This window comes from Paraburkholderia bryophila (assembly GCF_013409255.1).
In the GTDB taxonomy this organism is placed as follows: Bacteria; Pseudomonadota; Gammaproteobacteria; order Burkholderiales; family Burkholderiaceae; genus Paraburkholderia.
This window is the reverse complement of the sequence record NZ_JACCAS010000001.1, coordinates 1945876-1966702: the sequence shown is the minus strand read 5'-3', so window position 1 is coordinate 1966702 and position 20827 is coordinate 1945876. Positions and strand designations below refer to the sequence as shown.

The 20827-nt window shown below is 64.2% G+C and carries 21 protein-coding genes; 2 read left to right on the top strand and 19 right to left on the bottom strand.

The window, feature by feature from the left end:
- The 15 genes from ureG to GGD40_RS08715 all read right to left on the bottom strand — a co-directional run bounded on the left by ureG (position 1) and on the right by GGD40_RS08715 (position 15803).
- Positions 1–645, bottom strand: a complete 645-nt coding sequence (gene ureG / locus GGD40_RS08785) for an urease accessory protein UreG (RefSeq protein WP_179706507.1) — start codon at positions 643–645, stop codon at positions 1–3.
- 11 nt (positions 646–656) lie between these two features.
- Complete coding sequence (locus GGD40_RS08780; protein ID WP_179743386.1) at positions 657–1337, bottom strand: urease accessory protein UreF; 681 nt, start codon at positions 1335–1337, stop codon at positions 657–659.
- Positions 1324–2058, bottom strand: coding sequence for an urease accessory protein UreE (ureE, locus tag GGD40_RS08775; protein WP_179743385.1), 735 nt, complete (start codon positions 2056–2058; stop codon positions 1324–1326). The genes GGD40_RS08780 and ureE overlap by 14 nt, the downstream gene beginning before the upstream one ends.
- 3 nt (positions 2059–2061) lie before the next feature.
- Positions 2062–3768, bottom strand: coding sequence for an urease subunit alpha (ureC, locus tag GGD40_RS08770; RefSeq protein WP_179743384.1), 1707 nt, complete (start codon positions 3766–3768; stop codon positions 2062–2064).
- Between the two features lie 55 nt (positions 3769–3823).
- On the bottom strand, positions 3824–4129 hold the full coding sequence (locus GGD40_RS08765) for an urease subunit beta (RefSeq protein ID WP_035552621.1): 306 nt from the start codon (positions 4127–4129) through the stop codon (positions 3824–3826).
- Between the two features lie 16 nt (positions 4130–4145).
- Entirely contained in the window at positions 4146–4448 is a 303-nt protein-coding gene (gene ureA / locus GGD40_RS08760; protein WP_011487082.1) for an urease subunit gamma, read from the bottom strand.
- Between the two features lie 176 nt (positions 4449–4624).
- A complete protein-coding gene (locus tag GGD40_RS08755; RefSeq protein WP_179743383.1) occupies positions 4625–5428 on the bottom strand; it encodes a transporter substrate-binding domain-containing protein in 804 nt (267 codons plus the stop codon).
- A gap of 406 nt (positions 5429–5834) precedes the next feature.
- A protein-coding gene (locus tag GGD40_RS08750; RefSeq protein WP_373565269.1) for an IS3 family transposase occupies positions 5835–7381 on the bottom strand; the annotation gives its coding sequence in 2 pieces (ribosomal slippage) (positions 5835–6916 and positions 6916–7381; 1548 coding nt in all).
- A gap of 177 nt (positions 7382–7558) precedes the next feature.
- Positions 7559–8443: an urease accessory protein UreD gene (locus GGD40_RS08745; protein WP_179743382.1), complete on the bottom strand. Its 885-nt coding sequence runs from the start codon at positions 8441–8443 to the stop codon at positions 7559–7561.
- A gap of 132 nt (positions 8444–8575) precedes the next feature.
- A complete protein-coding gene (gene urtE, locus GGD40_RS08740) occupies positions 8576–9268 on the bottom strand; it encodes an urea ABC transporter ATP-binding subunit UrtE (protein ID WP_179706496.1) in 693 nt (230 codons plus the stop codon).
- A 43-nt stretch (positions 9269–9311) separates the two neighbouring features.
- Positions 9312–10175, bottom strand: a complete 864-nt coding sequence (urtD, locus tag GGD40_RS08735) for an urea ABC transporter ATP-binding protein UrtD (protein WP_035552609.1) — start codon at positions 10173–10175, stop codon at positions 9312–9314.
- The gene (gene urtC / locus GGD40_RS08730) at positions 10172–11356 is read right to left on the bottom strand and encodes an urea ABC transporter permease subunit UrtC (RefSeq protein WP_179744907.1); all 1185 of its coding nucleotides are present in this window, start codon (positions 11354–11356) and stop codon (positions 10172–10174) included. Before urtC ends, urtD begins: the two co-directional genes overlap by 4 nt.
- Positions 11356–12969 (bottom strand): urea ABC transporter permease subunit UrtB, encoded by a 1614-nt coding sequence (gene urtB / locus GGD40_RS08725; RefSeq protein WP_257030380.1) that lies wholly within the window; start codon positions 12967–12969, stop codon positions 11356–11358. The genes urtC and urtB overlap by 1 nt, the downstream gene beginning before the upstream one ends.
- A gap of 82 nt (positions 12970–13051) precedes the next feature.
- Positions 13052–14350 (bottom strand): urea ABC transporter substrate-binding protein, encoded by a 1299-nt coding sequence (gene urtA / locus GGD40_RS08720; protein WP_179743381.1) that lies wholly within the window; start codon positions 14348–14350, stop codon positions 13052–13054.
- Between the two features lie 400 nt (positions 14351–14750).
- The gene (locus tag GGD40_RS08715) at positions 14751–15803 is read right to left on the bottom strand and encodes a DUF3443 domain-containing protein (protein WP_257030379.1); all 1053 of its coding nucleotides are present in this window, start codon (positions 15801–15803) and stop codon (positions 14751–14753) included.
- A 47-nt stretch (positions 15804–15850) separates the two neighbouring features.
- On the opposite strand from GGD40_RS08715, the gene GGD40_RS36875 reads away from it, so the two are divergent.
- Positions 15851–15991, top strand: a complete 141-nt coding sequence (locus GGD40_RS36875) for a hypothetical protein (protein WP_257030378.1) — start codon at positions 15851–15853, stop codon at positions 15989–15991.
- A gap of 213 nt (positions 15992–16204) precedes the next feature.
- Here the strand turns inward: GGD40_RS36875 and GGD40_RS08710 are convergent, their stop codons facing one another.
- The 4 genes from GGD40_RS08710 to GGD40_RS08695 all read right to left on the bottom strand — a co-directional run bounded on the left by GGD40_RS08710 (position 16205) and on the right by GGD40_RS08695 (position 19406).
- Positions 16205–16663: a DUF2844 domain-containing protein gene (locus GGD40_RS08710; RefSeq protein WP_179743380.1), complete on the bottom strand. Its 459-nt coding sequence runs from the start codon at positions 16661–16663 to the stop codon at positions 16205–16207.
- A gap of 113 nt (positions 16664–16776) precedes the next feature.
- Positions 16777–18315 (bottom strand): TolC family outer membrane protein, encoded by a 1539-nt coding sequence (locus GGD40_RS08705; RefSeq protein WP_179706488.1) that lies wholly within the window; start codon positions 18313–18315, stop codon positions 16777–16779.
- A 13-nt stretch (positions 18316–18328) separates the two neighbouring features.
- A complete protein-coding gene (locus GGD40_RS08700; protein ID WP_179743379.1) occupies positions 18329–18652 on the bottom strand; it encodes a rhodanese-like domain-containing protein in 324 nt (107 codons plus the stop codon).
- A gap of 100 nt (positions 18653–18752) precedes the next feature.
- On the bottom strand, positions 18753–19406 hold the full coding sequence (locus GGD40_RS08695) for a protein-L-isoaspartate O-methyltransferase family protein (protein ID WP_179706485.1): 654 nt from the start codon (positions 19404–19406) through the stop codon (positions 18753–18755).
- Positions 19407–19744: 338 nt separating this feature from the next.
- Here GGD40_RS08695 and GGD40_RS08690 point away from each other — a divergent pair, with 338 nt between their 5' ends.
- The gene (locus GGD40_RS08690) at positions 19745–20827 is read left to right on the top strand and encodes a LacI family DNA-binding transcriptional regulator (RefSeq protein ID WP_179744905.1); all 1083 of its coding nucleotides are present in this window, start codon (positions 19745–19747) and stop codon (positions 20825–20827) included.

Here is a 20827-nt window from a genome sequence, read left to right as displayed (position 1 = left end):
TCACACCTTCAACAACCCCTTCTTTTCAATAAACGCGATCACATCCGGAAGGCCGTCCAGCGCCTTCAGATTGCACATCACGAACGGCCGTTCGCCGCGCATTTTCTTCGCGTCGGACGCCATCACCTCCAGGTTCGCGCCGACAAACGGCGCGAGGTCCGTCTTGTTGATCACCAGCAAATCCGACTTCGTGATGCCGGGGCCGCCTTTGCGCGGAATCTTCTCGCCGCCGGCCACGTCGATCACATAGATCGTCAGGTCCGACAATTCCGGGCTGAAAGTCGCCGCGAGATTGTCGCCGCCCGATTCGATGAACACGATATCCGCGTCGGGAAAACGCGTCAGCATGCGGTCCACCGCTTCGAGATTGATCGACGCGTCTTCGCGAATCGCCGTGTGCGGGCAGCCGCCGGTTTCGACGCCCATGATCCGCTCGGCCGGCAACGCACCCGCCACCGTCAGCAGACGCTGATCTTCTTTCGTGTAGATGTCGTTGGTGATCGCGACGAGGTCGTAGCGCTCGCGCATCGCCTTGCAGAGCATTTCGAGCAACGTGGTCTTGCCCGAGCCGACCGGGCCGCCGACGCCCACGCGCAGCGGCGGCAGTTTTTTGGTGCGCAGGGCGGGATGATGAGGTGCGTTCATGATGGATCGTTTTATGAGCGAAAGAGCCGCGAATACTGCGACTCGTGGCGCGCCGACAGAATGCCGAGCTGCGGCGCGAACGTGTTGATGTGATCCGGCGGCGTGGCCAGGGCGCGCGTGACGGCAGCGTCGATCGGCTCGCGTAACGCGACGATGATGCGTTGCCCCGCGAGCTGTCCCAACGGCACGGCCTTCAATGCGGCGGCCGCCTGGTTCTCCACCCAGCTGAACGCGTAGGCGGCGAGGGTGGCGTCGACGGCGACGTCGTGCGTGTAGGCGGCGAAGGCAAAGGCCGTGGGTTGCGCGAGCGGCGTGAGCGCGGCGAGCGTCGCGCGTCGGGCGGCATCGCCCCATTCCAGCGAGACGCACAACTGCCGCAGCGACCAGCCCATCTGTTCGGTTTCGCGGCGCAGTTCCGCGGACTCGCGGCTGGCGAGGAATTCGCTGTTGGCTTCGGCGAGACCGGCGGCGTCATGCGTGCGCCAGCGTTCCATCTGATGCGCGATGAACGGCAGTTCGCCGTGCGCGAGCACGTCGGAGAGGCCGCTCGCGATCCAGGCGCGGGCGGAATCGGCGTCGGTGATCAGTTGCGCTTCGATCGCCGCTTCGAGGCCTTGCGAGTAGCTGAACGCGCCGATCGGCAGCGCCGGCGACGCGAGATGCAGCAGCGCCGTGAGTTCAGCGATGCGCATGGTGGTGGTGATGGCCGTGGCTGCACGATTCGTCGTGGACGTGGTCGGAGGCGGCTTTAGCGTGATCGTGGGCGCTGTGATCGTGGCCGTGATCATGCGAGTGGCCGTGCGCATGGCTGTGCTCGTCGTGATCATGGTCGTGCGAGTGAGCATCCCCATGAGCGTGGTCATGCCCCTGCTCGTGCGAATGCCCGTGATCATGCCCATGATGCTCGCCAAACACCTGCTGCGCGAGCGCATAGTCCTCGGCGAACGTCTCGTCATGCCCATGCTTATGGCCGCCGCCATACGCGCCGGATTCCGGCTGAAACGGCATCGATACCTGATCGACCGTCGCGCCGATGCGCTTGAGCATGTCGGCCAGCACCGGATCGTATTCGAGCTTCAGATAATCCGCGCCGACTTCCACCGGCGTATGACGATTGCCGAGGTGATAAGCGGCGCGCGTCAGCGTCAACACGTCTTTCGCGCGCACGACCAGCACCGCTTCCGGCGCGGCCACCACGCGCACGAGACCGCCGTCGTCGGCGACCAGCACGTCGCCGTCGCGCAGCACCGTGCCGCGCGGCAACAGCAACGCAATCTCTTCACCGCTATCCAGCGTGGCCGCGAGCCGGCTCTTGCGACGCTCGTCGAATGCCAGCGTGAGCGTCGGCGCGCGCTTCACCAGCACCGGTGCCAGCTTCAGATGCGGCGCGATCAGTTTGTCGAGTGTGCGCATGATTTAGAACAGGAAGTAGCGCTGCGCCATCGGCAGCACGGTGGCCGGTTCGCAGGTCAGCAACTGACCGTCGGCGATCACCTGGTAGGTTTCCGGATCGACGCTGATAGTCGGGCGCCACGCGTTGTGAATCATGTCGGCCTTCGAGATGTTGCGGCAGTTCTTCACCGCGACGATACGTTTGTTCAGTCCATAACGTTCGCCCACGTTTGCATCGGCGGCGAGTTGCGAGACGAAGGTCAGCGACGTGCGCCCCAACGCACCGCCGCGCGTCGCGAACATCTCGCGATAGTGGACCGGCTGGGGTGTCGGGATCGACGCGTTCGGGTCGCCCATCTGCGCCATCGCGATCATCCCGCCCTTCAGAATCAGCGACGGCTTGACGCCGAAGAACGCCGGTTCCCAGAACACCAGATCGGCCCACTTGCCTGGTTCGATCGATCCGACTTCATGCGAGATGCCGTGCGTGATGGCCGGATTGATCGTGTACTTGGCGATGTAACGCTTCGCGCGAAAATTATCGTGGCGCGCGTTGTCTTCGGGCAGCGCGCCGCGTTGCACCTTCATCTTGTGCGCGGTCTGCCAGGTGCGGATGATCACTTCGCCGACGCGGCCCATGGCCTGCGAATCCGACGACAGCATCGACAACGCGCCGAGGTCGTGCAGGATGTCTTCCGCCGCGATGGTTTCGCGGCGAATCCGCGACTCGGCGAACGCGATGTCTTCCGCGATCGACGGGTCCAGGTGGTGGCACACCATCAGCATGTCGAGATGTTCGTCGAGCGTATTGACGGTGTACGGGCGCGTCGGATTGGTCGACGAGGGCAGCACGTTCGCTTCGCCGCACACCTTGATGATGTCCGGCGCGTGGCCGCCGCCCGCGCCTTCCGTGTGATACGTGTGAATCGTGCGGCCCTTGAACGCGGCCACGGTCGCTTCCACGAAACCCGCTTCGTTCAGCGTGTCCGTGTGGATCGCGACCTGCGTGTCGGTGTCGTCGGCAACGGAAAGACAGTTGTCGATCGCGGCCGGCGTCGTGCCCCAGTCCTCGTGAAGCTTCAGACCGATGGCGCCGGCGGCGATCTGTTCCAGCGCCGGTTGCGGTTGGCTCACGTTGCCCTTGCCGAGAAAGCCGAGGTTCATCGGATAACCGTCGGCGGCCTGCAGCATGCGTTCGAGATGCCACGGACCCGGCGTGCAGGTGGTCGCGTTGGTGCCGGTGGCCGGACCCGTGCCGCCGCCGAGCATGGTCGTCACGCCGCTCGCGAGCGCTTCTTCGATCTGCTGCGGGCTGATGAAGTGAATGTGCGTGTCGATGCCGCCCGCCGTCACGATCAGCCCTTCGCCGGCGATCACTTCCGTGGACGCGCCGATCGCGATCGTCACGTTCGGCTGGATGTCCGGATTGCCCGCCTTGCCGATCGCCGCGATGCGGCCGTTCTTGATGCCGATGTCGGCCTTGACGATGCCCCAGTGATCGAGAATCAGCGCGTTGGTCACGACGGTATCGACCACGTCGGCATGCACGCGCTGCGACTGGCCCATGCCGTCGCGAATCACTTTGCCGCCGCCGAATTTCACTTCTTCGCCGTAGGTGGTGAAGTCGCGTTCGACTTCGATCAGCAGCTCGGTATCGGCGAGGCGCACGCGGTCGCCGGTGGTGGGGCCGAACATTTCCGCGTAAGCGCGGCGGCCAATGCGTAAGGTCATGGTGTGGGTCCGGAAATGAGCAGGGCGGTTCAGGCGAGCGAGCGCGCGTGGCGCATCACAGCTTGCCCATCACCTTGCCGTTGAAGCCGTAGACGACACGGTCGCCCGCCAGTTCGACCAGCTCGACGGTGCGTTCCTGGCCGGGCTCGAAGCGCACCGCAGTGCCTGCCGCGATATTCAGCCGGAAGCCGCGCGCCGCTTCGCGGTCGAAGGCGAGTGCTTCGTTGACTTCGTAGAAGTGGTAATGCGAGCCGATCTGCACGGGCCGGTCGCCGGTGTTCGACACGAGGACCGTCACGGTGGCGCGGCCCGCGTTGAGCTCGTGTTCGCCGTCGTCGATGATGAGTTCGCCGGGAATCATGGGGCTGCCTTCGTGATTAGGGGATCGGGTGATGCACGGTGACGAGCTTGGTGCCGTCGGGGAAGGTGGCTTCGACCTGGATGTCCGGGATCATTTCCGGCACGCCTTCCATGACGTCGTCACGGGTGAGCAGCGTGGTGCCGTAGTGCATGACCTCGGCGACGGTTTTGCCGTCGCGGGCCGCTTCCATCAGCGCGGCGGTGATGAACGCGATCGCTTCCGGGTAATTCAGTTTGAGGCCGCGGGCGCGGCGCCTTTCGGCGAGCAGCGCGGCGGTGAAGATCAGCAGCTTGTCCTTCTCGCGAGGTGTCAGCTTCATCGAATGTGTGCGTAGGGTTGCGACGGCCGCGGCGGCGGCCCCGTGGGGGCACCGGCTACGACGATGTTAGGCGCTGCGTGCCATGGCTGCGATCGCGTGCGGCGCACGGGATGAAGCCATGACGAGTGCAATGCCGGATAAGCCGGTCACAGTATCAAGTTCGGCTAACGATGCGCTTACAGGTCGGCGGGCAGTGGAGCGCCGAACCATTTTTTCGACATCGTGTTGAGCGTGCCGTCCTGTTTCGCTTGCGCGATAGCCGCATTCACTTTCTGCTGCAGACGCGGCTCATTCTTGTTCATACCGACGAAGCACGGCGAGTTCTTGATAACGAACTTCGGCTCCGGCCGACGCGGCGGATTTTTCGCGAGAATCGCGGCAGCGACGATATTGCCGGCAGCGATCAACTGCACTTGCCCCGAGAGAAACGCCGCGATGGTGGCGTTGTTATCTTCGAAGCGTTTGATGGTCGCATTCGGCGCCATTTGCGTGAGGGCGATTTCCTCGAGTGCGCCGCGGGTGGCGCCGACGGTTTTACCGGTGAGATCGGCGGGACCGGAGACCTTGATATCAGCGGGACCGAACACCCCCTGGTAATACGGCGCATAGGTGTTGGAGAAATCGATGACCTTCTCGCGGTCGGGCGTTTTACCGAGAGACGAGATGACCAGATCGACCTTACCGGTTTGCAGATACGGGATCCGGTTCGCGCTATTGACTGGCACGAGTTCGAGCTTCACGTTCATCGACTTCGCGAGGAGGGCGGCGGTATCGATGTCATAGCCTTGCGGCTTCATATCCGCGCCGACCGAACCGAACGGCGGATAGTCTTCCGGCACGGCGACTTTGAGCACCCCGGCCTTAGCGATGTTATCGAGCGTATCCGCGTGAGCGGCGGGCGCGGTAATGACGAGAACTGGCGACAGCAGAAGAGCGGCGAGCCAGGCGCGACGCGCGGGGCGGGAAGCGGATCGTTTCATGTTGTGTAAGCGTGGTGTCGAGCGGGTCGGCTGCCGTCAGGGGCGCGGCAGCATCGTGACGAAATCGATGCAAGGTATGTGCCAAGCCGGTGCAGCAAAGGCTGGCGAGCGAAGGAGGGGGGTGATGCACCAAAGCGGAACGACGCGACGCGCCAGCGTGGTGCACCTGATCTTACGAAGGTGAAAGCAGCCACGAGGATGAGCAACCGCGACGGCGCGCGAAGCGCCGCCGGAAGAATGACTGCTGTGTCACCAACGCGGAATGTGCGAGAGCGCAGATTCCAGATGAGCCACTACCGTGGCTGTGCGAGGGACCCGCTTATGAGCTAGCGGGTTGAGCCGCTTTCTTTTGCTTACTTTGCTTTGCGGCAGGCGGTGTGTGTCAAGGTAGTTGTCGCGTGAACCGTTACGCTGCGTGCTTATACATGTCGGCCGAAGCCTGGGTTCGCTCAGGGTTCAGATAGACCGAATCCGCGAGGTGCCAGTTGCGGATAGCGCCTGACCAGCGTGCGGGATTGCGCTGGCGCGAGGTTTGGTAGAGTGCACGCCGTCGGACCAGCAGCTCGTTCGCTTCGCCGCGATGCCGTTGCGCCGGACTGACATATTTCAGGCCACTGTGACGGTGCTCCTCGTTGTACCACTGCACAAAGCGCTGAACCCAGACACGGGCAGCGTCGAGCGTATCAAACGGCTGCTCGGGCCACATCGGACAATACTTCGCCGTGCGGAACAGCGACTCGGCAAACGCGTTGTCGTTGCTCACGCGCGGCCGGCTGAATGAAGGCTGCACGCCCAGATCAATCATGGCCGCGCGCATCGTGGCGCCCTTCATCGCACTGCCGTTATCCGAGTGCAGCACCAGCGGACGACCGGCAATGCCTTCGCGCAGACACCCCTTGGCCAGCAGCACGCCCGCGTGCTCGGCCGACTCCTGCTCCCACACCTCGTTCATCACCAGCTTGCGGCTGTAGATGTCCTTCATCATGTACCAGTAGAAGTAGCGCCCCCGCACCGTGCTGGGCATCCACGTGATATCCCAGCACCACACCTGGTTCGGGCCGGTGGCGCAATGCGTCGTGAGCGTGCGTCGTTGTGGGGCCTGCGCGCGACCGCGACGCTGCCCCTGACCGGCTGCTTTCAGGATCCGGTAGAACGTCGATTCGGACGCGATATACACGCCCTCATCAGCCAGTTTCGGCACGATCTGGTGGGGCGTCAGACTCGCATAACCCGGGCGGTTGGCCACCTCCAGCACGGCCTCACGCTCGGCCTCAGTCAGCCGGTTCGGCGGCGCCTCCCGGATGGCCAGCGTCCGGCCATCCTGCCGCGTTTCGCGCCAGCGCTGCACGCTGCGCACGCTGATCCCCAACTGCTCACACGCAAGGGCACGGCGCGCCCCCTGCTGCACCGCTTCGTCGATCAACTGCATGGCTTCATCGCGATCCGGGCGGCTGATCAGTCTTCCTCTTCCTTGCCCCAGATCGCGTCGGCTTTTTTTCGCAGGTTCAGCAACGCCGCCGCCTCCGCACGTGCCGCATCGGCGCGCTTGAGTTGACGCTCCAGTTCACGGATGCGTTTCTGCTGGGCCTTCACTTCCAGGCGCTGGGCCAGCGTGAGTTTTACCTCCGGCGGGTTGGCCTGCTCGCACGCCTCGCGCCACTGCCGGATCTGCTCCGGATAGATGCCCTTCCTGCGGCAGTACTCTGAAGTCTCCACCTCGCTCAGCGACGCCGTCTCCAGCACCACCCTGAACTTGTCGGCGCTCGACCATTGATCGCTTGTCTTGCCATTACCCGGCATGAATTCCCCAGCCTGTCTTGCGCTCTGCCGCCAGGCGCGTAGCGTCACCGTCGTGATGCCCGTCGCTCCCGCCAGCTCGATGACCGCACGATTGAACGGCGGCATCATCTGTTGGACTACCCATTCCCGCGTCTCTGCTGAATAGCGTTGCATCTTCCTTTCGCTGTCCGCCCTCCATCTTTACATCAATCGGTTCGGGCGACGCGACAACTAGGCTGACATGGAGGGCAGGCAAAGAAAAGTGAGTGCCGCCCCGCACAGGGGCGACGCTAATAGACCACCATGACAACAAGGAAAGGCCAACCCCGCAGGCATGCAGACAAAGACAGCCTACGTATTCCAAATCCGCAAAGGCACAGCCCGAACCCCATGCACAACGGGGCGCAACTGCAACCAGCACTGAGTAAGAGCACGCTGCAGCGTCTCCATGGACCGCGAGACAGCGCGCACGATAACCACGCCGTTGGTGACACAGGAGGCCGCGCCACGCAGAGAATCATCAAACGGCATCTGCGCCGTAATCGCCTCAGCGAGAGCATCATCACAAGCCGCCCCAACGGCCCACAACGTGCCATAAGCGGGAAACCCGGCCAACCCTTGCGCCGCATCCCGCAACGAATCGCTTGCAGCAAGATTGGCGCGCTCAAGCCAAAGCAACTCACCCTTTGGCCCGACGATCCGCGACACGGCCCGCAGGGTTCCTTCGGACCACCGCTCACCGGCTGCCTGCCGGCCGAGTTGGGTGGCATCCCAACCTAAAGCGGTAGCCCCCTCAGCCAGTGTCAATGAGAACTCAAGCCCAGCATTAGCGTGATCAAAAACGATATTGTTCTGCGGCAACCAATCGAGCCTGGCATTCTCGCCAACCCGCACGGCAATCTGCTGCCGAGCCTCCCGCCCATTCGACTTGTACCACTTGGTCGCCCCAGGCGTAGTGACAACAGCATGCGCGCGAGCGCCAACATCCACATCGATATCCAGCCGATCCCCACCCGCCACTCCACCCGGCGGATGCACGATCACCGCATGACAGATCGCCTGACCTTCGGGATAGAGCGGCCGTTGAATTCGCAACGGCCCCTCATGCAGCCGATGCTTGAGGGTAGTCCGCCCATCGTGTTCGACGAACCCGAGTTCGAGCCGCGCGCGCCATTGCGAATGCGCACTGGCTTGTGCAGCAGTGGCGAGCGTGATGTGATTTTCGTGAAGCGACATGCGAATGAACGAGCGATCGACGTGTTAGGACGGAACGTGCCTGAGCGCGTCAGACAACGCGCGAACAGCGCCGCCACAAGATGCGGCGAGAATAGCACGCGCGGCCAGAGGCCCTGAACCGCGCCGCACGCATCAAACAGCAATCAGCGCACGCACCCCGTCCGTATCCATATTCGCCCCTTCGCCACCCGCGACGATCTCGCCCCGGCTCATCACCCAATACCGGTCGGCGATATCTTTAGCGAAGTCGTAGTACTGCTCGACCAGCAGCACGGTCATGCCCATCTCTTCGACCAGTTGACGCAGCGTGCGCCCGATGTCCTGAATGATCGACGGTTGAATCCCTTCGGTGGGTTCATCGAGAATGAGCAGTTGCGGATCGCTCATCAGTGCGCGGCCAATCGCGAGTTGTTGCTGTTGACCGCCAGACAGATCGCCGCCGCGCCGCGTGCGCATGTCCTTCAGAACAGGAAACAGTTCGTAAATGCGATCCGGAATCTTCTTCGGCGCTTTCTTGCTCGCGGCGCCGACCAGCAGATTTTCCTCGACGGTCAGACGCGGAAAAATATCGCGCCCCTGCGGCACATACGCCAGGCCTTTTTCCACACGGGAGTAAGTCGGCAATTTGGTAATCGGCGCACCACGCCACGCAATCGAGCCGCTTTTGGTCTGCACGACACCCATCAGGCAGCGCAACAACGTGGTCTTCCCCACGCCGTTGCGGCCCAGCAGAACCGTGAGCTTGCCATCGGGCACAGTGAGCTTCACATTCCGCAGAATGTGACTGCCGCCGTAATACTGGTTCAGGTTTTCTACTTCGAGCATATCCGTTCGACCCTTAGATTCTCAGACCTTCTTGCAGGCTCTTTCACCGACCCAGGTAAGACTCGATCACCGTCTCGTCCCGCTTGACCTGATCGAGCGTGCCGTGCGCGAGCACGTGTCCTTCGGCCATCACCGTCACCTTGCCGGTCTCGCCCGACAACGCCGCGACGAACTCCATATCGTGCTCGACGACCATCATCGAACAGGTGCCGCGCAGATGATTGAGCAACTCGGCGAGCTGCATGGTTTCGTCGTCGGTCATGCCGGCGGCGGGTTCGTCGAGCAGCAGCAACGCAGGTTGTTGCATCAGCAACATACCGATCTCGAGCCGCTGTTTCTGTCCATGCGAGAGCTCACCGGCCAGACGCCGCGCTTCGCTTTCAAGTCCGATCAACGACAGCGTCTCTTCGATCCGCGCCTGCGCTTCGCGATCCAGCCGCGCGCGTAACGAGGCCCACCAGCCCTTATCTGCTTTCATGGCCAGTTCGAGGTTTTCCCACACGGGATGCTGCTCGAACACCGTCGGCTTCTGGAACTTGCGACCGATACCCGCGCGCGCGATGGAAGGCTCGTTCATCCGTGTCAGGTCGATCGACTGGCCGAGAAACACCTTGCCGGAATCCGGCTCGGTCTTGCCCGTGATCACATCCATCATGGTCGTTTTGCCGGCGCCGTTCGGCCCGATGATGCAGCGCAATTCGCCGGCGTCGATGGTCAGCGTCAGCGCGTTCAACGCACGAAAGCCGTCGAAACTCACGGTCACGTCTTCGAGGTAAAGAATCGTGCCGTGCGACACGTCGATCTCGCCCGGCGTGACAGCGCGCCCCATGCTCGCGACGCCGCTCAATGAAGTTTCAGCGGGTTCTTCGGGTAACGCCAGATCAGGCACCATCGGGTTTTCGTTCATGAGCGATTCCTCTTGCGCGTCACGAGTTCGATCAGGCCCATGATGCCGTTCGGCAGCAGCAGCGGGACCAGCACGAAGATCAGGCCAAGAAAGAACAACCAGTATTCAGGGAAGTTCGCGGTAAAGAAGCTCTTCGCGCCGTTCACCGCGAACGCGCCGATGATCGGCCCGATCAGCGTGCCGCGCCCGCCCACCGCGACCCAGATCGCCATTTCGATCGAGTTGCCGGGCGACATCTCGCCCGGATTGATGATGCCGACCTGCGGCACATACAACGCGCCGGCAATGCCGCACAACACCGCGGACACGGTCCACACGAACAGCTTGTACGCGAGCGGACTGTAGCCGAGGAACATCAGACGCGTTTCGCCGTCGCGCACGGCGGTCACCACGCGGCCGAGTTTCGACGTGACGATCGCGCGCGCGCCGATGAACGCGAGCACCAGCACCGCGAACGTAATCAGCAGAAGCGCCGTGCGCGTACCCGGATGCGTGATCGGAAAGCCGCCGATCCGTTTGAAGTCGGTAAAGCCGTTATTGCCGCCGAAGCCGGTTTCGTTGCGATAAAACAGCAGCATCGCGGCGAAGGTCATGGCCTGCGTGATGATCGACAGATACACGCCTTTCACGCGCGAGCGGAACGTGAAGAAGCCGAACACCCACGCAACGACCGCCGGCACCAGCACCACCAGCAGCAACGCGTAGCCGAGATGCTGGGTGCCCTGCCAGTACCACGGCAACTGATGCCAGTCGAGAAACACCATGAAGTCCGGCAGATCGCTACCGTACTTGCCCTCGTGGCCGATGGCGCGCATCAGGTACATACCGATCGCGTAGCCGCCCAGCGCGAAGAACAGCGCGTGGCCGAGGCTCAGAATGCCGCAGTAGCCCCACACGAGATCCAGCGCCAACGCCGCGATCGCGTAGCACATGAACTTGCCGGTGATCGTCATCGCGTAGGCGGACAGGTGGAACGCACTGGTGTCCGGCACGACCAGCGTGGCGAACGGCACGCCCAGACCGAACACGATGATCAACGCGATCAGCGCGAGCCACGCGCGGCGCGACAACAGCGCGGGCCGCGGCGGCAAGCCGAGTGCGAAGCCGGACTGCGCCTCGCGGTCGGCCGCTGCGGCGGCGCCGCTCGCGCCGACATGGGCGGATGAAGTAGCAGTCGTCATCATGCCTCCGCGCTACGGCCCTTGAGGGCGAACATGCCCTGCGGACGCTTCTGGATGAACAGCACGATCAGCACGAGCACCGCGATCTTCGCGAGCACCGCGCCCCAGAACGGTTCGATGGCCTTGCTGACGAGACCGAGCCCGAAGCCGCCGATCACCGTGCCGGCCAGTTGACCTACGCCGCCGAGCACCACGGCCATGAACGAATCGATGATGTAGCTCTGGCCGAGGTCCGGTCCGACATTGCCGATCTGCGACAGCGCGCAACCGCCGAGACCGGCGATGCCCGCGCCGAACGCGAACGCATACGAATCGACCCGCGCGGTTTTCACACCGACGCAAGCGGCCATCCGCCGGTTCTGCGTGACGGCGCGCACGAAGAGGCCGAGGCGTGTCTTGGTCAACACCGCCCACGCAATCCCGACCACGATCATCGAGAACGCCAGAATTGCGAGCCGGTTATACGGCAGGATCAGATTCGGCAATACGGTGACGCCGCCGCTCATCCACGACGGGTTGATCACCTGCACGTTCTGCGCGCCGAACAGCATGCGAGTCGCCTGAATCAGGATCAGGCTGACGCCGAAGGTCGTCAGCAGCGTTTCCAGCGGACGGCCGTAAAGATGCTTCAGCACCAGCCGTTCGAGCACGATGCCGACCAGCCCCGCCGCCGCAAACGAGGCCGGCACCGCGAGCAGCGGATACCAGTCGAACGCGCCGGGCGCGAAGCGTTGAAAGAGGTTCTGCACGACGTAGGTGGCATACGCGCCGATCATCAGGAATTCGCCGTGCGCCATGTTGATGACGCCGATCAGCCCATACGTGATGGCGAGCCCCAGCGCGGCGAGCAGCAGCACGCTGCCGAGCGACAGGCCCGCGAACAGCGTGCCGGCGATCTGGCTGCGGCGCTGGATCGCGTCGAGTTCGTCGATGCCGCTTTGCGCGGCGGCGCGCACGCGATCGTCGGGCTCGGCGAAGGTGCCGTCCGGCTTCTTCGCGACGAGCGGGCGCAGCAGTTCGTTCATGTCGAGGTCATGCCGCGCGGCGACCAGTTGCACAGCGTCGAGACGCTTGGCCGGGTCGGTGTCGTGCAACGCGGTCATCGCCCACAGCGTGTCGAGGCGCTTCTTCAGCGTCGGATCGGTTTCCTTCGCGCGGGCCGCGTCGACGAGCGGCTTGATCGATGGATCGGGGTTTTGCAGCAGCGCCGTGACGGCGGCGTCGCGGGTTGTTTTGTCCGGTGAATCGAGTTGCAGGCCGGACAGCGCGCCGGCTACTTTCGAGCGCAGCAGATTGTTCAGCGTGACCGACTGCGCGTCGCTCCCAGCGGTGACGGTTTTGCCGGTGACCGCGTCGCGCGTGGTGTCGCCGTCCTGCAGCAGCACGGCGCCTGCGTCGGTGGCGAGCGCGCTGTCGTCGGAGAGCGCTTTGAGCACCGCCATCGATTCTTTGTCGTGGTTGGCGATCAGCTTGTCGACGGCCGCGGATTTGGCATCGAAGTCGTCGCCGGCGAGCGGCGCGACGTCGGCCTGCGTCAGCGCGAACGCGGCGGGACTCAGCAGCGCGAACGCAAGCGACACCAATAACGTTCTGCAATAAAAGCGGGAGATCATAGGCAGGGTTCAAACGGACTGCGAGGTGGGCCTGTCTCGGAGGAGTGACGGCGTGTTCACCATCACTCCATGCTCAGAAAACTCAGGCGACGCGACGGCGGCGGAGGAAGTCTGGAATCGAGCTGACCATATCCGGCTTGCTCGAATTGCCCGCGATAAACGGACTCCACGGCTGCGCGCGAATCGCGGTCTTGGTGCGCCACACCACGTTGAACTGACCGTCCGCGCGCACTTCGCCGATCATCACCGGCTTGTGCAGATGGTGATTGCCGTCCATCGTCAGCACGAAGCCCGACGGTGCGTTGAAGGTCTGGCCGATCATCGCCACGCGCACCTTGTCGACATCGGCGCTCCTGGCTTTCTCGACCGCCTGCTTCCACATGTGAATGCCCACGAAGGTGGCTTCCATCGGGTCGTTCGTCACGCGCTTGTCGCCGCCCGGCAGGTTGTTGTCCTTCACCCACTTGGCGAACATCGCCTTGAACTTGGTGTTCTCCGGATTGCGCAGCGACATGAAGTAGTTCCACGCCGCGAGGTTGCCGACCAGCGGCTTCGTATCGATGCCGCGCAGTTCTTCTTCGCCGACCGAGAACGCGACCACCGGCACATCCGTCGCCTTCAGCCCCTGGTTGCCGAGTTCCTTGTAGAACGGCACGTTCGAATCGCCGTTCACCGTCGAGATCACCGCGGTCTTGCCGCCTTGCGAGAAGGTCTTGATGTTCGCGACGATGGTCTGATAGTCGCTATGGCCGAACGGCGTGTAGACCTCCTGGATATCGGCGTCCTGAACGCCTTTCGATTTGAGGAACGCGCGCAGAATCTTGTTGGTGGTGCGGGGGTACACATAGTCGGTGCCCAACAGGAAGTAGCGCTTGGCGCCGCCGCCTTCCGCGCTCATCAGATATTCGGTCGCGGGGATCGCCTGCTGATTCGGCGCGGCGCCCGTGTAGAACACGTTGCGCGACATTTCCTCGCCTTCGTACTGGACCGGGTAGTACAGCAGGCCGTTCAGTTCCTCGAACACCGGCAGCACCGACTTGCGCGACACCGAGGTCCAGCAGCCGAACACCGCGGCGCACTTTTCCTGGGTAATCAGCTGACGTGCTTTTTCGGCGAACAGCGGCCAGTTCGACGCCGGATCGACCACCACCGGCTGGATCTGACGCCCCATCACGCCACCGCTCTTGTTGATTTCCGAAATGGTCATCAACGCGGTGTCTTTCAGGGACGTCTCCGAGATCGCCATGGTGCCGGACAGCGAATGCAGAATCCCCACCTTGATCGGACCACTGTCGGACTGCGCTTGCGCGAACGGAACCTGACCTGCCAGCGCGAGCGCGCCCGACATGGAGCCGAACTTCAACAGACTGCGACGTTTCATGTGTATCCCCTTGCCATTTGATGGTGACTGTTTATGGGCGTCGATTTCAGCCAGCAGGGCTTATCCCGCATGACTTGCCGCTTGTGTACTGCAAGCCACATGCCATGCTGTAATTTCGACTTGTGCTTCGCGGTTTGCGCGCTGCAGCGTGGCTGCGACGGCAGTCAGTTATGCGTAATGAACGTGGGATGCGGCGCAATACTGGTGCACGATCGCTATCCGCGCCTCGTTCGGGTGCGTGTCGCGCCGCGACGAAGCGTGCGTATCCGCCAGCGGGCGTCGGCGGTGCATGGCCGCTGCGCCGTTGTGCATGTAACAGTCGTCTTGCCCGTATGAAAAAAGGCCAGCGCTTTACGGCGCTGGCCTTTTTGTAGGGCTCGACGGGACGTGCCGCGTCGGATCAGAACGCGATGAACGGCGCGGTTTGCTTGCCGACCGTCACGTTGTTGATGGCCGTGTACACGTTACGGCCGAAGAAGAACGGCAGGCCCCAGATAAACATTCCACCCGATGGCGCACCGAGGCTGTCATAGGCCGCATAGCGGTTGGCCAGCAGGCTCCAGCCGTTGGCCAGCGAGAACGGCACGGTGACAGGCGACGCGGCCTTGTCGACGCCGCTCAGGACCGCGGACAGGCTGAGTGTCGTGGCCGGCATGTACCACGAGCCCGAGTAGGGCACCGTCGTATCGATGAAGATGTTCGCGTTGGAACCGCTGTCGATCGCACTGGTGTAGCGGGTGCCCTTGTAGGTGGTCGGGAAATAGCCGTACTGGTCGAGCGCGAGGACGTTCGGGTTGGACGGCAGCGCGTTGTTCTGCTGGGTGCCGATACCGAACACCAGCGTGCCGGTCACGCTCGCCTGGCCGCCCGAGGGCAACGCCGGCAAACGGATGATCGTGCCGTTGTTGTCCGAGGTGAAGTTGGAGACCGGATTCATGACCTGTGTGTCGAGCGGCACACGGGTGTTCGTGCAGGAGGTCGCGGAGGTGCAGTAGTAGTAGCCGGACGGCAGCACGTATTGCGCGGCCGCCGGGTAGTCGTGCTGCGCCGGGCCGATACCGAGCACGCCGTTGGCGCCGAGCTGGGCGACGGTGCCCAGGTCGGCGCCGCCGCGCGCCTGGCAGTCCGGTGGGGTGGCGTACTTGCCGTCGGCGATCACCTGCAGCGGCAGATTGCCCGCCGCCTTGCCGCCGATCGTCACGTCGGCGCGGCGGATGGAGCCCCAGGTGAAGCCGGAGCCGAACGCTGCGCATTCGGCGATGGATGCGTTGCCGGTCGGGTCGTCGGTGGCGCCGGTTTGAGTCGGCAGACGGGCGGCGAGGGACGGGCCCAGCGCACTGCTGAGAACGCGTAAGCCGACCGAGCCGGTGTCGAGCTGGACGTGATCGATGGTGGCGCATCGATCGCCGCCCTGAACGCCGGGGATGCAGATCGTGACCGTGACGTACGGCATGTTGGCGTAGTTGCCCGTCCATCGTTCGACGGTGATGGGGACGGTGTTTGTGTCGGGGGCGGGTGCCGGCGCTGGAGCAGGAGCAGGAGCAGGAGCAGGAGCAGGAGCAGGAGCAGGAGCAGGAGCAGGAGCAGGAGTCGGAGTCGGACTCAGTGTTGGTGTTGGTGTTGGTGTTGGAGCGGGCGTAGGCGTAGGCGTGGGCACCACCGCAGCCGCCGAACCCGACGCCGGCGTCACCGGCACCACCGCGCCATTACTTTTCGCCGCGCTATCGCTGCCGTCGGCGCCGCCGTTACCGCCGCCGCAACCGCTCAGGGCCACGCTTGCCGTCAGCAGTGCGCCACAAAACGCCTTGTTGAGCGTCTTCATGTCGAGGGCGTTGAGTGAATCAATGCGCTGTTTCATGGCAGTTGATCCACGCGGACGTTGGCGGGAACGAGGCGGGGTAAATACGCCTTGCCGAAGAAGTGGCCCGCGCGGCCAGCCGATTCGAGATGAAAATCGCCGCTGTGTTCGACCATCGGACCCGCGCCTCGCGTCTGGCTAGCGCCGCCATTCGCAAAGTTGGGAAAGTAACTGCCAAGCAGCGCACGCATGTCCGGCCGCACCGGACCTTGCCAGCTCACCGCGAACACCACGTTGGTAGGCAGCGCGTATTCGTGGATCGTCACGCCGTCGGCGTCTTCGGATTCGCGCATCGTGTAAGACGCGGCGGCCGCGGAGGCGTTGCGAGGCGCCGCGGCTTGCAGCATCGACCGAGCGGTCACGCCGGTGTTTGCGCCGGGCGAACCGCCCAGCACGGCGTAAGACGCCAAAGGCCAGAAGGCCGAGGCCGCGAGCGCGGCCTTCACAAGTTTCATTACCATGCTCTCCCAAAAAAGGTCGAAGCATGGTGCCTGCGCAAAGGTCAGGAAACCGTACGAAAATTCCGAAATGAATGTACGAATCGGTGCAATGGCAGGCTCACCGCCTCCTACTGCGACTCCGCCGCATGCGGCATCGCCCGCCGCCCCAACTTCCCGGCCGCGCCTTTCGCCGCGACGCCTGGGTGCGGCACCGTCGGCACCTTGGGCAAAGCGGTCAACGCACCGTCATCGACCGGCGACAGCAGCGCGCTCAATTGCAGTACGTTCTGATCGGTGAGATCCGCCGTCGAAGCCTTCAGCTTGAGACTATTGATCAGCGTGTCGTAACGCGCCTTCGCCAGATCGCGCCGAGCGGAGAACAACTGATCCTGCGCGTTGAGCACGTCGATATTGATCCGCACGCCCACTTGATAACCCAGCAGATTCGATTCGAGCGACGTGTTCGCCGAACGCTCGGCGGTCTGCAACGCGCGCACTTGCGCGAGTCCGCTCACCACGCCGAGAAACGCCTGGCGCGCGGACAGCGCGGCATTGCGCCGCGCGGTATCGAGATCGGCGGCCGCCTGGTCTTCGAGTGCGAGCGTTTGACGCACGCGGCTTTGCGTCGCGCCGCCGGCAAAGAGCGGAATCGTGACCTGCACGCCGATCGTGCTGTTCGTGTACGACGAACCCAGATTACCCAATTCCGCGGCCAGCGCCGGCGTGCCGGCCGTGGGCGTCTCGGCGCCGCTGCCGAAGCCGCCGCCGAAGTTCCCGCCGAAGTTGCCCGCCCCGGCCGCGCCGAGGCTGCTGCGCGAGCGGCTCGCGACCAGATCGACGGTCGGCAGATGGCCGGCCTTGGCCTTGGAGGTTTCGCGTTGCGCGGTGGACAGCGCGATCTGCTTGATGACGACCTGGTAGTTGGCGTCGCTGGCGGTGTCGGTCCACTGGTTGATGTCGGCGGGCACCGGCGGCGGGAGCGGCGCGCCGGCAACCAGCCCGTCGACCTTCTCGACCGGGTGCCCGACGATCTGCTGCAACGCCGCCAGCTTCACCGCGAGATCGTTCTGCGCGGCGATTTCCTGCGAGATGGCCTGATCGTATTTGGCCTGCGCTTCGTTGGTATCGGTGATCGTGGTGTTGCCGACTTCGAACGAGCGCTTGGCCGATTCGAGCTGCTGCGCGATCGACGCCTTCTGCGAACGCGCGATCGCGAGGCTGTCCTGCGCGGACAGCGCGTCGAAATACGCCTGGCCGAGCCGCACGATCAGATCCTGGCGAGCCTGCGCGAACGAGGCCTGCGCCGACTCCACCGCGAGCTTGCCCTGGGCAAAGCCGTACCAGCTGTCCACATGAATCAGCGGTTGCGTGAGCGAGATCGTATAGCCGTTGCTATTGCCGTACGAAGACGGGAAGCCGCCGCCGAAGTCCGTGCTCTGGCGGTTCGCGGACAGCGACGCCGAGACCTGCGGCAACAGTTTGGCGCGCGCGAGCGGCAACTCTTCGCTGTTGGCAGCGAGGGCGGCGCGCGCGCTTTGCAGTTGCGCGTCGCTGGAGAGCGCTTCGTCGTAGAGTTGGGAAAGGCCGACGGCGTGTGCGGTCAGCGTGTGCAGCGTGCCGGCCAGCGCCAGAGCGGCCGCGAAGACCGGCACCCGGAGGCGCATCATCGCGGCAGTGGGCTCAGTAGGTGGGAACCGACGGATCGACCTGACGCGACCACGCGTCGATTCCGCCTTGCAGATTGAACACGTTGGCATGGCCGCGCGATTCTAGGAACATCGCGACCTGGGCGCTGCGCGCGCCGTGATGGCAGACGCAGACGATTTGCGCGTCGTCGTCGAGTTCTTCGCTGCGGGCGGGAATCTCACGCATCGGGATCGACACGGCGCCGGCCAGCGAGGCCGTCTGGATTTCCCACGGTTCGCGCACGTCGAGCAGCACGGGCGCGGGGCGCGATGTGTCGGCGAGCCATTCGGCGAGCGCGGGAGCGGTCAGATTTTGCATCAGCGGGACTTCCGGTTCAGAGGACGGCGGCCATGCCGGCCGTCCGTATCAATGCACGTGATTCGAGCCTGCCGGCCGACGAGCGGCCAGGCCAGGTGAATCAGAACTTGAAACGCGGCGGCTGCACGGCGTTGGTCAGCGGCTCGACATACGTTTCGAAGACATCGGCAATACGATATTGCTTCTCGTCGATACGCGTGATGACCTGCGCCTTCATGACCGGCGCGGTGCCGACGAACGCCGCGAGGCGGCCGCCGATCTTCAGGTGTTCGAGAATTTCCTGCGGCAGCACCGGCAGGCCGCCCGACACGCAGATCACGTCGTACGGCGCGGCGTTGGCCCAGCCGCGCGACGCGTCGCCGGTGGCGACTTCGGCGTTCAGCACGCCGTTGGCGATCAGGTTGGCCTTGGCCAGTTCGGCCAGTTCCGGTTCGATATCCACCGTCAGCACGTGCTGCGCGCGATGCGCGAGCAGTGCCGCCATGTAACCCGAGCCGGCGCCGATTTCGAGCACGCTTTCGTGCTTCTTCACCGCCAGTTCCTGCAGCACGCGCGCTTCGACGCGCGGCGCCAGCATGTGCTGGCCGGCCGGCAGCGGCACTTCGAAGTCGACGAAGGCCAGATCGCGGTACACGGTGGGGACGAAATGTTCACGCTTGACGATCGAGAGCAGATTCAGCACGTCCTGGTCGAGCACTTCCCAGGGGCGGATCTGCTGTTCGATCATGTTGAAACGCGCTTGCTCGATGTTCATGGTGGATTCGGCAGTATGGGTGGGCGAGTTTGGCGGTTTGCCCGCTGACCGGCGGCCTGGAGGCATCGCTCACGATGCGGGCCACGGCAGGGTAACTGCGGGATTGTACCAAATGGCGGCGTCAAAACGTGCCGCCGCGGGCAGGGCGCCGGGCCCGCGCGACAGGCGCGCGCAAGCGCAGCGGGCGCCTCCTTGTCGCCTGATCGTTACCGCGCCGAAACCCAGCGACCCCGTGTTAATCCCTAGCGATCCGACCTTGCGATTCCGGCCTTCATCGCGCAAAAATGTAATCGATTACATTTTGCAGGCGAGTTCACTTGTCCAAACCGTCGTCCAAAGTGGCCCGTGCCGGGTTATCCGGCGCGCGTTCCCAGCCCGATGCCCAGCCCAACAACCAGCCTGGCGCTCAGCCCTCGCGTGGCACGGCCGAGGGCCTGTCCATTGCCGGCGTCGCGGAACAGGCGGGGGTGTCGGTGGCCACGGTGTCGCGCGTGCTGAACGGTCACCAGAACGTGCGGCCCGCGACCCGCGACAAAGTTCTCGCCGCCATCGACGCGAGCGGCTACCGCGTCAACGAACTCGCGCGCAATCTGCGCACCGCCGAAAGCCGTCTGCTGCTGACCATGGTGCCTGACGTCGGCAATCCGTTTTACGCGGAGATCGTGCGCGGCATCGACAGCGTGGCGCGTCAGCACGGCTACTTCATGCTGTTGTGCGACACCGGCGCCGATCCGGGCCGCGAGCGCAGCTACTTCGATCTGCTGCGGCGGCGTCGCGCGGACGGTGCGATCTGCCTCGATCCGGCGACTATCCAGCAGGCGCTCGGCGAGGCAAGTAGCGCGCTGCCTTGGGTCGCGTGCTGCGAGTTCGATCCGGCGATGGGCGTGCCGTACGTGGGCATCGACAATTACCGCGCCGCGGGCGACGCCGTGCGGTACCTGCTGTCGCGCGGCCACGAGCGCATCGGCCTGATCAATTCCGACGTCGACTATCTGTACGCGCGGCAGCGTCAGCAAGGCTATCTCGACGCATTGACCGAAGCCGGCATCACGCCCGACGAGCGCTGGTGCATGAACCTGAATAGTCTCGACTACGAAGCGGGCGCCTCCGCCGCGGCCACGCTGATGTTGCCGCCGCACGCGCCCAGCGCGATATTCGCGGTGTCGGACACGCTCGCGATCGGCGTGATCCACGGTTTGCGCAGCGTCGGCAAGCGGGTGCCGGACGATGTCGCCGTGGTCGGTTTCGACGATATCTCGCTGGCCGCGCAGATCGACCCGCCGCTCACCACGATCGCGCAGCCCATGCGTGAGTTGGGCGAGACCGCCGCGCGGCTGTTGCTGCAGCGGCTCGCCAATCCGTTGGCGAACGTGCCCGGCGTGCTGCTGCCGCACCGACTCGTGATTCGCGGGAGCGCATGA